Origin of the sequence: Sphaerospermopsis sp. FACHB-1094, from assembly GCF_014696195.1 — a bacterium.
Classification (GTDB): domain Bacteria; phylum Cyanobacteriota; class Cyanobacteriia; order Cyanobacteriales; family Nostocaceae; genus Sphaerospermopsis; species Sphaerospermopsis kisseleviana.
Genome location: NZ_JACJPT010000002.1, coordinates 125,124 through 137,288, shown reverse-complemented (window position 1 = coordinate 137,288; position 12,165 = coordinate 125,124). Strand labels below are relative to the sequence as shown.

The 12,165-nt window shown below is 38.7% G+C and carries 13 protein-coding genes and 1 pseudogene; 10 read left to right on the top strand and 4 right to left on the bottom strand.

Going from position 1 to position 12,165, the window contains the following annotated elements; all coding sequences use genetic code 11:
* Window positions 1–73 precede the first annotated feature (73 nt).
* Both H6F47_RS01205 and H6F47_RS01200 read right to left on the bottom strand, forming a co-directional pair.
* Window positions 74–490 (bottom strand): hypothetical protein, encoded by a 417-nt coding sequence (locus H6F47_RS01205; RefSeq protein WP_190647375.1) that lies wholly within the window; start codon window positions 488–490, stop codon window positions 74–76.
* Window positions 491–563: 73 nt separating this feature from the next.
* A pseudogene (locus tag H6F47_RS01200) lies at window positions 564–758 on the bottom strand (hypothetical protein); the annotation flags it as partial.
* Between the two features lie 144 nt (window positions 759–902).
* On the opposite strand from H6F47_RS01200, the gene H6F47_RS01195 reads away from it, so the two are divergent.
* Window positions 903–1,121, top strand: a complete 219-nt coding sequence (locus H6F47_RS01195) for an addiction module protein (protein WP_137666049.1) — start codon at window positions 903–905, stop codon at window positions 1,119–1,121.
* Here H6F47_RS01195 and glpK read toward each other — a convergent pair whose 3' ends face one another.
* Complete coding sequence (gene glpK, locus H6F47_RS01190) at window positions 1,122–2,615, bottom strand: glycerol kinase GlpK (protein WP_137666048.1); 1,494 nt, start codon at window positions 2,613–2,615, stop codon at window positions 1,122–1,124.
* 507 nt (window positions 2,616–3,122) lie between these two features.
* Here glpK and H6F47_RS01185 point away from each other — a divergent pair.
* The 5 genes from H6F47_RS01185 to H6F47_RS01165 all read left to right on the top strand — a co-directional run bounded on the left by H6F47_RS01185 (window position 3,123) and on the right by H6F47_RS01165 (window position 6,075).
* Complete coding sequence (locus H6F47_RS01185) at window positions 3,123–3,317, top strand: hypothetical protein (RefSeq protein WP_096572986.1); 195 nt, start codon at window positions 3,123–3,125, stop codon at window positions 3,315–3,317.
* A gap of 533 nt (window positions 3,318–3,850) precedes the next feature.
* Window positions 3,851–4,018, top strand: coding sequence for a copy number control protein (locus H6F47_RS01180; RefSeq protein ID WP_096572987.1), 168 nt, complete (start codon window positions 3,851–3,853; stop codon window positions 4,016–4,018).
* Window positions 4,019–4,133: 115 nt separating this feature from the next.
* Window positions 4,134–4,577: a hypothetical protein gene (locus tag H6F47_RS01175; RefSeq protein WP_096572988.1), complete on the top strand. Its 444-nt coding sequence runs from the start codon at window positions 4,134–4,136 to the stop codon at window positions 4,575–4,577.
* Window positions 4,578–4,997: 420 nt separating this feature from the next.
* The gene (locus tag H6F47_RS01170; RefSeq protein WP_190647373.1) at window positions 4,998–5,711 is read left to right on the top strand and encodes a hypothetical protein; all 714 of its coding nucleotides are present in this window, start codon (window positions 4,998–5,000) and stop codon (window positions 5,709–5,711) included.
* Window positions 5,712–5,931: 220 nt separating this feature from the next.
* Window positions 5,932–6,075: a hypothetical protein gene (locus H6F47_RS01165; RefSeq protein WP_162501821.1), complete on the top strand. Its 144-nt coding sequence runs from the start codon at window positions 5,932–5,934 to the stop codon at window positions 6,073–6,075.
* Window positions 6,076–6,340: 265 nt separating this feature from the next.
* On the opposite strand, the gene H6F47_RS01160 is transcribed toward H6F47_RS01165, so the two are convergent.
* On the bottom strand, window positions 6,341–6,988 hold the full coding sequence (locus H6F47_RS01160) for a Uma2 family endonuclease (RefSeq protein WP_137666045.1): 648 nt from the start codon (window positions 6,986–6,988) through the stop codon (window positions 6,341–6,343).
* 356 nt (window positions 6,989–7,344) lie between these two features.
* Here H6F47_RS01160 and H6F47_RS01155 point away from each other — a divergent pair, with 356 nt between their 5' ends.
* From H6F47_RS01155 to H6F47_RS27675, 4 genes are all read left to right on the top strand, one after another.
* Window positions 7,345–7,974 (top strand): restriction endonuclease subunit R, encoded by a 630-nt coding sequence (locus H6F47_RS01155; RefSeq protein ID WP_096572991.1) that lies wholly within the window; start codon window positions 7,345–7,347, stop codon window positions 7,972–7,974.
* Between the two features lie 714 nt (window positions 7,975–8,688).
* Complete coding sequence (gene ade, locus H6F47_RS01150) at window positions 8,689–10,323, top strand: adenine deaminase (RefSeq protein ID WP_137666044.1); 1,635 nt, start codon at window positions 8,689–8,691, stop codon at window positions 10,321–10,323.
* A 57-nt stretch (window positions 10,324–10,380) separates the two neighbouring features.
* Window positions 10,381–10,938, top strand: a complete 558-nt coding sequence (locus H6F47_RS01145; RefSeq protein WP_096572994.1) for a Uma2 family endonuclease — start codon at window positions 10,381–10,383, stop codon at window positions 10,936–10,938.
* Window positions 10,939–11,024: 86 nt separating this feature from the next.
* Window positions 11,025–12,164, top strand: coding sequence for a transposase (locus H6F47_RS27675; RefSeq protein ID WP_242027304.1), 1,140 nt, complete (start codon window positions 11,025–11,027; stop codon window positions 12,162–12,164).
* Window position 12,165: the final 1 nt, after the last annotated feature.

Below are 12,165 nucleotides of genomic sequence, written 5' to 3'. Positions count from 1 at the left end.
CTTTTGCTCCCATGTCAAGTCAAATTTTTCTCTGCTCGCTGCTGCTTATCTTGTTTCTTTTGTCAAGTTCATTTTATACCAAATTAGATGAGCTTACCCTGGGGGAAAAATCTAACATTTTCTTGCATTGGTCTTTAAGAATAGCAAACTCTCTTTTGGTAAAAGTATGGCTTGGCTCAACAAGTTTGGACTGAACCAAGAAGCCCTTTCTAATGTGAAAACCATCCATTGAAAGTTCTAACGCTGCCATAAAATCAGCACCAAATATACTTTCCTGACTTCTTCCACCTCTATCCGTTAAAGTTTTAACAGTCCATTTTATCCCTGCTATACGTTTGTTATTCAGTACACTTTCCATCTTTCCCAGTAATCTATCTGTAAGGGCTGGTTCTTGCTCAACTCTGCCATCACGGAAAGCTTCTAGTGTTTCACGTTCTACTTGAGCTATTTTTTTCACTAGGCTCTTAACAAGTTTTTTGTTATTAAACATTGTAAGTTATGTAATAAAATCACTGTTAATTGTATTGCTATCTCATGTCTATGAAAACATTTTGCTGACATTAATCAGGACGAGAATTAATTACACCTTCATTTTCCCAATATTTAACAAGTTCTGCTCCAGTTTTGGGTAAATTATCTACAACTTTTTTGGTAGATAAAATATGTAAAATATATTCAGATAACGGTAAATTCAGTTGAGAAGCTTCGGCGTGAAGTTCGGTTTCTAGTTCGGGTGGTAGGTTGAGGTTAATACTCATTTTGTGCTAATTCTATTGAATGGAATTTCACTTGATTCCTACAGTACATTATATCAAGGCGGCATATCCCGTAAAAAGTATAAATTTACGTATTATAGATTTTTGTCATAAAATAGATAAAAGCTCAACTCTAACTCCTTACTCATGAGTCTCCATCCCCTCTTAAAAATTGATATTTCTGAACTCAGCATTGCAGAACGTATCCAACTAGCTGAAGATTTATGGGACAGCATCTTAGAACACCAAGAAGAACTTCCTTTGAGTCCGGCGCAACAACAGGAACTAGATAGACGATTAGAAAATTATCAAAAAAACCCTACAAATGGTTCTACTTGGGAAGATGTTAAAAAACGCTTTAGTTAACTACACCCAATCAAAAGTCTTACTAACAGCCTTCTTCCAAAGCCGATAACAACCTTCCCTCTCCACCTCATCCATCTTCGCTTCCCAAGTCTGATCTAAAAGCCAATTCTCAGACAACTCCTCCAAACTCCCCCAGAAACCAGTCGCCAACCCAGCAGCATAAGCCGCCCCTAACGCTGTAGTTTCTGCTACCTGCGGACGAATCACAGGCACACCTAACACATCACTTTGAAACTGCATCAGCAGGTTGTTGTACACCATCCCACCATCTACCTTCAAAGCAGTTAAATTTACCTGCGCGTCTTCTTTCATCGCCTCCAAAACTTCACGAGTCTGCCATGCTGTAGCTTCCAACACCGCACGGGCAATATGACCTTTATTTGTGTAGCGAGTCATCCCCACAATTACACCCCTAGCATCATTGCGCCAATAGGGAGCAAATAACCCAGAAAAAGCCGGGACAAAATAAACACCACCGTTATCTGTAACTGTACTGGCTAATACTTCTACCTCTGCACTGGTTTGAATTAATCCCAAATTGTCACGCAACCATTGAACCAAAGCACCGGCGATCGCAATACTCCCCTCTAAAGCATAAACCGCCGCAGCATCTCCCAATTTGTAAGCTACGGTTGTCAATAAACCATGTTGGGAAAATACGGGTTGTTCACCTGTATTCAATAACATAAAACAACCAGTACCATAGGTATTTTTAGCATCACCTACCTGAAAACAAGTTTGTCCCATTAATGCAGCTTGTTGATCTCCTAAGTCAGCAGCTATGGGAACTCCTGCCAAAATACCCGTAGCTTGACCATAAATAGCTGAGGAAGGGCGAATTTCTGGTAACATTTGCCGGGGAATACCCATAATTTCTAATATTTCCCCTTCCCAGTCCAGAGTTTTCAAGTTCATCAACAAGGTACGACTAGCATTTGTGACATCGGTGATATGTAAACCCCCTGCTGTACCACCTGTTAAATGCCAAATCAAAAAAGTGTCAATTGTGCCAAAAATAGCATCACCATTTGCGGCTGCGGCTTTTAATTCTGGTATATTTTCTAGCAACCATTTTATTCTCGGTGCGCTGAAGTAGGTAGCAATTGGTAAACCAGTGATAGGGCGAAAATAGTCTATTCCCAAATCTTTGACTAATTGATTACAGATATAGTCAGTTCTGGTATCTTGCCAAACAATGGCGTTATAGTAAGGTTTGCCTGTGTGTTTATTCCAAACTACGATAGTTTCCCGTTGATTGGTAATGCCAACGGCTGTGATTTCAGCCACAGTAATATTACTTTTATTTAAGGCATCTTTAATTACAGTTTGAGTACATGACCAAATTTCCAGAGGATCATGTTCTACCCAACCCGGTTGGGGGTAAATTTGCTGATGTTCTTTTTGGGCGCAGTCAACAATTTTACCTTGTTTATCAAAAATCATGAAGCGGGTGCTAGTTGTTCCTTGATCAATGGCTGCTACGTATTTGGTCATGTTGTTTGTTGCTGGACTGAGGTTTTCAACCTTGCATGAAACTATTATCAATTGAGATTTTCTCAAGGGGTGATTTTTCCCACACCCTATACCAAGTTTCTACTTTAGGTTAAGTAAGTCGGCTTGAAAAAACTGAGGTATGTTACAAAATGTAAATTCCCTAAAAGTCTCTTCCCTCTTGCCTTTTTTGCCATAACGATAAATTTTAACGCCTAACTACTTATATCTATCAGGTTATCTTTCACAATATCAGACTCAATCGCTGTAATCCTTATCTGGCAAGGTGTTTAGTCGGTTATTTGACTGGAATTAGTCGTTTATCTGTGAAGGTTTGTTGTCTGATATTTTTGATATGGCAACTTGATATTATTTTGATATAAAAGTAGTATTAAAATGGGTTATAAATACACCCACTTACACATAAGTTAATTTGATATAAAAGTGATATCAGACTGGTATTAAATACTGTTATAGTGGTAGGGATAACCTACTATAAAGATATTGATAATGACTACAGCTTATATGCCACGACAGAAACGACCTACAACAGCAAGGTCAATCAGACTTATAGAAGAAATAGCCACAGCAGTTGATAATTATGCCGACGATCAACTTATTAGTTCTAATGCTGCTGTAAATAAATTATTGCGAGATAGGTTAGCCGACTTGGGTTATATGCCAGAAACAGATAAAGCCAGTTAGTTAACAAGAAAGGCAGAGGGAGCAACGCGAAAATGTGAGATCGGGGTTAAATTCGCAATTACATAACTCCATTCTCAATAAAATCCAGTTTTTCCGTTGCGATGCCTTGGGAGCATCCCAATTTTACAAAAATAACCACAGCAACACCAAAAACTCTCTTCTTCTTTCTTACCTTTGTGTCCTTCGCGTCTATGCCTTCGGCACGCTTTGCGAACGTGGTTCGTTCATTTGAGGTCTTAACCTCAGAGAAAAAATAAACTTACACATTTGGGATGCTCCCGATACCTTCGGCGGGCGTAGCCATCGCATCTTAAAATAGGCTATTTACGTACCTGGTTTCTGCACATCACTTTCATCGCGTTGCTCCCGACGACAGTTGTTGCAAAATGGGGAAACAGTACCAAGTATGTTGCTTATGTCAGATATATATGATATAATAGATGACATATAGAAGATAAGCGACATACATAACATATAAGGACAAAATACAAAAAAAGATGCAAAATAGGTTAAGCAGCGTATCTATATCAGCTATGTCAGAAAACCTAGATGAAAAAATGGTTAGCTACCGTGTATTTTTACCGGAACAGTTAAGAACAGAATTTAAAGTGTGTTGCGCTAGAGACAATACAAATATGAGTGAAAAAACACGGGAACTTGTCGAGAAATACATTCAAGAACGTCAACAAAAGGGAGGCTAACCCATATCGGGCGCAATGCGATTGGCTACGCCAGTGTCGTAGGCGATTGGCTACGCCAGTGCCGGAGGCAATCGCCCAACTAACCACCAATCCCAAAAACTAAAACAGAGGCGTTATGACCACACCACAGCCAGTGGATACAGACACCAGGCTCAACCAGCTTGAGGATGAATTTGAGACAGTTAAGCAGCTTTTGATATCAGCCGCTTCCTATGCTGAATCAGCTGATAAACGGATTGACAGATTATCTGAAAGGCAAGATATTACCCAACGACAGCTTGATGGTTTAGCCGTAACTGTTCAAGTCATGGGTGAAACAGTTCAATCTATGGGTGAAAAAGTTGATAATTTTGTCACCAAGGTAGATGACTCTTTAGACCGCTTAACCCGCAAAATTGATGATTTTGTGGAAACCACCACAGCACGTAACGCTGTAGTAAATAATGTTGTCCTTGAATTACGGGACTCTCAGCAGTCTATTAATGCGTCGTTGGTAAGAATGGAGTCCATGATCTTGCAGCTGCACAAACCAAATAACAGTAACGAAGCTGGTAGTTAGGGATGGGATTGCAAGATAGGTTACGCCAAACTGCGCTATCGCCAGTGTTTGAAGCGCGATAGCGTATCCCTTACTTGACTGAAGGAAAGAGATAGCGCGACCTAGTAATCGCAAATTGAGCAAATTAGTGTAAAATAATTTCAATAGCAAAACCCGGTTAGCCGTGGAAAGTGAACCGGGAGTTGCATTTAAATAATTCACTCACCATTTAGGGCGAGTCGTTTTGTTTCAACCCCATTGAAAAAGGTCGCTATCTATAACTCCATTCGCAAAAGTAGCTATCCATAACTCTATAACTCTATTTGCAAAGGCTGCTATCTATAACTCTATTCACAAAGGTTGCTATCTATGACTACATTAACAGCTCTCGACCCAATTGATCAACAAATTTGTGACCAAATTCAGAAACAAGCGCAAGAAATGACTCGCGTCTTCATCCAGTTGTGTCAAACCGTCTACTTTGCGAAACTGACGTGCAAGCGTACTGAGTTGAAGACCATTCAAGAATCATTAGAGTGGACAGGAACTACGGCAACCTCCTATGCTAAGGTAGGCGAGTTCATAGCGGACATCGAACCTAGCAATCTAGATTTACTCGATTGCAACACAATCAAAGCTTTGTGCTACGAGAAGTTTCAACCAATATTAGAACGCCTAAAATCAGAACGTCTCACAGTAGCAGAAGTTCGCCAGGAAATGACGCAAATAAATAAGTCGCTGAAAAAAGAGAAGCCACCGCAGCGATTATTGGAGTGGAAGAGAGAGAAGACTGGTGAGGGAACGTTAATTATTCGTTTGCAAGATGTGGAAGCAGGTTTAGAATTTGAAAGCAGGTTCAAAGCCTCCTGTCTCCCGTTGCCATTGTTCATTAGGAATTTACTCAGACAACAGCCAGTGCAACCGGATATTGCTTGGCAAGCAGCCCCAGAAGAATCAACCGCACAGATGGAAGAAAAATCAGTAAAAGCAGAGGAAATCGCAGAAATCGAGAATAATATCTATGGAGAGAGTCCCTTTCACAAACAGGGGAACAATCAGGATGCGATGCCTACGCCCAACGTAGGTCCTGCGGACAGGCTACGCCAACGCGTAGCGTCTGGCAGGGAAGGCATCGCACCGAAAATAAGCTGTTAAACCTTTAAAAAAGCATATTGACGCTTTTTCCCAACAATCAAAAATATGCAAGTTAAATTTCCTTCAGCTTACCTAGAGCTTGCTGATAGCGGAGTGTGGCGTAAGCCATATAAACATGAAAAGATTACAGGTGTGATGATACTGAAAAATCCTTCTCAGAAACGCCAAACCAAATATTTAATACTAAAGAAATCACGGATAAATTTTCTGAGAGGAAACCATGAATCAAAGTTTAGCAGTGACACTGGGAGAATTACAAACAGAAATATATTGGCTACATGATGCTGAGAAATTTAGAGAATTGGCGATCGCTGCATCTCACATTTACAGCACTTTTGGAGTAAATGAGGTACACCAATTTTAGAAGGTAGTTTGTAAGCATTCAGCTATCAGTAATCAGTAATCAGCTAATAATAGCAAAAGCGAAGATTGAGAATTATTAATTTTAAAAAAGTGACACAATCGAGTTACACACTGCTGATTTTTTCACCTTTCTTTTTATTTCAATCTTTAAAGCGGATGGCTGATAGCTGACGGCTGAATACTTACGATAGTTTTAAAACTTAAACTTCGATGTTTACTGTACCTCATAAACATTGAATATGCTGTATATACTTCTAATTATTCGCTTAATTTGCTTCTAATTGTTGCCTAACCCATGCACGAAATAGTCTCATCGTCGCATTTCTACCATTAGTTTTACTTAACATCAAATATTGAGGTATTACTTGAGAAATCGCTAAGTTAGGAAAAATAGAACTGGTAGTTGATTCTACATACTTACCATTTACCAGCACATTAATTTCTAATTTTCTTCCATTCCATCGCCATAGTTCTGGTACTTTCAAAGCTTGATAATTATTGAAACGAGTACGGGAAGTAATATCAACTTCAATTGCTAAATCTGGAGGTGGATCAATTCCTAAATCTATTCTATCTTTCCCTCTGACTCTAGCTTCATTCTCGATGTAGAAACAATCATCAGGTTCTACCCCTGCGTCCATGCTCTCCTGATCAAAAGTCGTAGACCCCAAACTCCAGAATTCCCAATTAATTTCCTCTAATAAAGCTTTTACTAAGTCCCCAATAATTACTTTAGCTACTTCATGCGCTGGTAATGGAGCCATTATTTCTAGCACCCCTTGACAGTACCCTATTTTATAATTGCGGTTGTCTCCTAATTCTGCTAAAATACGTTTGTATGTAGACCAGGAGATATTTTTAATTAACAACTGATGACCGGGTTTAACAATTAGTTGGTTGAGTTCAAGCAACATACTCATTTTTTACCTCTTTTTCACCTAACTTAGCCCAATCAGTATTTTTTTATTATATTTCATTATCGAATTTTTGTAGTATTTGACTAAAACCTCTGGTCAAATAATAGGTTGTAATTTAACAGAACAGGATCTACGCATAGCCTACGAAAAATAAAAAATATGGGTTTGAGATTGCTTAATATTGCTCGCGATGACGAAAGAAAATACGTTAATTTTTGATGAGTCCTAAAAATCCTCATAACACACGCGCTATTGAGGGGGCTACGTCATTGAGGGAACAAACTGCCATAATAATTTGTATATAATGAGAGTTAAATATTGAAATATTGCGGATCACTACCAATCACCAAATTATGACACAAACACTCCAAGCAAGAGATATTGATTTACGCTACTTAATTGATAATTTTGGCATTGAATTAGTTTTACATGGACAATTCTTCCCAGAATGGCAAGAGGAATTACCAGAAATTACGGATTTAGATAAACAACTTTTAGACAAAGTAAAAGCTGGTTATTTGAATCTTCTCAATTATCCCCCATTGCTAGAAGATGTTGTCCGCATGGCAATTGTAGATCCGATACTTTTTATCGGTGATTTTTACTTATCTCCCTTTTACGTAAAATCAGAAGAATCTATAGATATTGCCGTACCAGATGAAGACGTAATCATCAAAGGTAGAATGGATATTTTAGTTTTAAAAGAGCAATTCTGGGTGATGATTATTGAATCGAAAAAATCTTCTTTTTCTATTGAAGAAGGACTTGCACAAATTCTTTATTATATGTTAGGTAATCCCTATCCTGATAAACCCAGTTTTGGGATGATTGCCACAGGTAGCGAGTTTATTTTTGTGAAATTAGTAAAAGGAAACCCACCCCGTTATGCTTTATCAAAAGGGTTTTTAATGCGTAATCCTGGAAATGAATTATATGATGTGCTGCGTATTTTCAAGCATTTAACTCAATTGGTGAATGCTTGAATTTTTCCAATGAAATTCCTAAAATTAAAAAGTCTGAATCCTTGCTATTATTTTGCATGACTACTTATCAAGCAACGATAGCTGTCCTTCAGGAACATTACCCCTACCCCCAAGATGGTAATTAAGGCGGCATGATGAACACACCGAGATCAGGTTCTAAAACTTGCTTGAGTCTGGTTTACCTGGCCATAAGTAGGTAAGCGTTAAAAATTGTTGTTATGGAAAGGTAGTCCCTATGAAAAAATTTCATAGCCAAGGATGAAAGTGGTCTTTGAACCTACCTATTTGCCATACCCAACCCACACTTTCAAGTCAGGAGGGAAGAGGTTTTTAGAAATTTTACATTTTTGTACTTGCTTTGGTTTTTTCGTGCCGACTTACTTAACACCACTTAGTGGTTTTCATTACTCCACCAGCTTGATTAAAAATAGCAATAATTTTAGTCACAATTTTTCTTAAATTCTTGGTTTAAAGGTTACGATAGTAGTGACAGCAGTTTCCAATGTGATGAAGTACAAATTAAAATCACAAAGCCTTACAGTAAAAGGATTCACAAGTTGATGGCTGACTGCTGAAAACTGAAAGCTGCTGTAAAAGTAAATAATTTCCAGGTGTTATTTTTTAGTAAAATCCTAGATTCTATTATAGCATTTTTTGTAAAGCATTTTTTGGTCACCAAATCTCTAACTTTAGGCATTTTTTAACAATAAAATTATGAATAATTTTACCATTGCTGGCAATATAATAGACGTTCTCCACCGTCGTATTTTTCCAGGTACTGTTCACATTCAAGATGGAAGCATTCAAACCATAATCCCTGACCAGGGGCAATATTCACAGTACATTCTTCCCGGTTTTGTTGATGCCCATATTCATATTGAAAGTTCCATGCTTGTACCGACTGAATTCGCAAGATTAGCAACGGTGCATGGTACGGTCGCCACTGTTTCTGACCCCCACGAAATCGCTAATGTTCTGGGTTTAAAGGGTATCCGCTTCATGGTCAATAATGCCCTACAAACTCCCCTAAAAATCGCTTTTGGTTTTCCTGCCTGTGTTCCTGCCACTACTTTTGAAACTGCCGGGGCAACCCTGACGGTAAACGATTTCCATCAACTGTTTAAATATGGTGTTTCTTATTTAAGTGAGGTGATGAATGTACCGGGGGTGTTGGCTGATAGTCCAGAAATAATGGACAAAATTCATTTAGCGCAAAGTTTGGGAATCCCCATTGATGGTCATGCACCGGGGTTAGTGGGTACGGGTTTACGTAAATATGCAGAAGCAAAAATCACTACAGACCATGAATGTTCTTTCTTGAGTGAGGCTTTGGAGAAAATAGCATTGGGGATGAAGATTCAGATTCGGGAGGGTTCAGCGGCTAAAAATTTTGATGCCCTGCACAGTTTAATTGATGTCCACCCAGAACGGTGTATGTTTTGCAGTGATGATAAACACCCTGATGATTTAGTTACTGGACACATTAATCTCTTGGTAAAACGGGCAGTGGCTTTAGGTCACGATGTTATGAATGTGTTGCAAGTTGCCTGTGTAAACCCTGTCAAACATTACAATCTTGATGTGGGACTGCTGCAAGTTGGGGACAGTGCAGATTTGATTGTTGTTGATAATTTACAAGATTTTACGGTGTTGGCTACCTATTGTCAGGGTGTGTTAACAGCCAAGTCAGGGTCAACTTTGTTACCGTTTGTTCCAGTTAAACCCATTAATAATTTTAATACTGCTGCAAAAACACCGGGGGATTTTGAAATAACTGCCAAGGGTTCAACAGTCAGAGTGATTACCGTCACTGATGGTCAGTTGATCTCAGGGGAAAAGCGTGTACCCGCAAAGATTGAAAATGGTAAAGTCACAGTTGATCTAGAGCAAGATATCTTGAAAATTACGGTGGTAAATCGCTATCAAAATACACCGCCATCAGTGGCATTAGTGCAGAATTTTGGATTGAAACGAGGGGCGATAGCATCAAGTGTAGCCCATGATTCCCATAACATTGTGGCAGTGGGGACAACGGACTTAGAAATCTGTACTGCGGTAAATGCCATCATTCAACATCAAGGTGGTATTGCGGTAGTCGAAGGTAATAAGGTTGACGTATTACCCTTATCGGTGGCGGGTTTGATGAGTGATGGTGATGGTAATGAAGTTGCCAAAAAATACGCAGAACTCGATGCCTGGGCAAAACGATTAGGGTCAACACTATCTGCACCATTCATGACTCTTTCTTTTATGGCGTTGCTGGTGATACCCGATTTAAAACTTAGTGATCAAGGATTATTTGATGGGAGAAAATTTCAGTTTATACCACTGTTTGTTGATGAATTATAGCATTTACCAAGAGTCGTTTGCTGTTAAAATTAAAGAGGTTTGAGAGGGCATAAAGCTATGACTATTGCAGCAATTCAACCGACAAATATAGAAGAATTTTTGCAATTGCCAGAAACAGAACCAGCTTCTGAATTTATTCATGGACAAATTATACAGAAACCAATGCCTCAAGGGGAACATAGCCAACTTCAAATTGATCTATGCGAAACTATTAATCAAATTACTAAACCTCAGAAAATTGCCAAAGCTTTTCCAGAACTACGCTGTATTTTTGGTGGATTAGCAATTGTCCCAGATATAGCGGTATTTCGTTGGGAGCGAATCCCTCGGTTGCCATCAGGACGCATCGCCAATCGGTTTGAAATTCATCCAGATTGGGTAATTGAAATTCTCTCTCCCGAACAGAAATATAAACAAGTTCTCAGCAAATTACTACACTGTGCTGAGTATGGTACTGAGTTAGGTTGGTTGGTTGATAGTGACGATGAAAGTATTTTGGTGGTAGATAGCGATCGCCGAGTTAAGGAACTTAAAAATAGCGATTACTTGCCAGTTCTCACAGGGATTGAATTAAATATTACTGTTCAAGAAGTCTTTAGCTGGTTGAGTTTATAACCCACATTTCGCACCCTCCGATGTCACAATCTTGTGCTGTAAAACACCCTACATCAAGTAATACTTAAATTTTGCAAAGGTAAAAAATGGCTTTCAGTAATTTCAAAACTATTGGGGAAGTCCTCACAACTTTTCAAGTTATCTACACCGAAGACAATTTTATCAGTGAAATTGCCTTTAATATTACCGACTACTTCCGCGAAGATTTAGAATTAATGATGCGGGATGCTGTTGTTGATAACTCAGAATTTGCCATTTGCGAAAACTTAATTTATCCCGTTCTCAAAGAAGTTTGGAAAATCTACCGCCAACATTTTATTTTATGGAGTCATCAATCCTTAAACTACGATGAAAAATTATCAGGATTTCCTGAATATATTTTAGCTAAACGTTCCCCATTAGGTAAAGTTGTTTTTGATAAACCATACTTTATTTTAGTAGAAGCCAAACAAGACAACTTTGAAGCAGGTTGGGCGCAATGTTTAGCGGAAATGATTGCTGCTCAAAGATTAAATGGAGAATATCAAATCATTATTTGGGGGATAGTAGGGTTAGACTTGGGATTAAACTACTTTATTGCCGATTCTAAAGGTAATGTAGAAGAAAGTCCCAAGTTTTATCGCAAGTCAGAAAAACAGTTAAGCCGTGCTAATCGCAAGAAATCCAAGAAATTCAGTAGAGAGCGCAAAAAAGCAAAACAACGACAATCTAACAACTATCACAAGGCTAGAAACAGGTATGCCCGTAAACATTTAAGAGTAAGTAGGCAGCGAAAAGAATATTGCAAGAGATTAGCATATTCCGTCATCCAATCTAACGATTTGGTAGCTTATGAAGACTTGAATGTGAAAGGCATGGTAAAAAACCGACATCTAGCTAAATCAATTTCTGATGCTGGTTGGTCTACTTTTAGGCAATGGTTAGAATATTTTGGGCATAAATATGGGAAGGTAACAATTGCTGTTCCTCCCCATAATACAAGCCAAAATTGTTCTAATTGTGGTCAAAAAGTGCAAAAATCTCTATCAACTAGAACTCATGTTTGTCATCATTGTGGGTTCGTTGAAGATAGGGATATTAACGCCAGTATTAACATCCTAAAACTGGGATTAAGTACCGTAGGGCATACGGGAACTTACGCTACAGGAGATTTGCCCTCTTGGGCGATTGGTGTAAACCTGTCGTCTAATGGCGAGTCTGTGAATGTAGAATCTGCGCTCCTTTAGG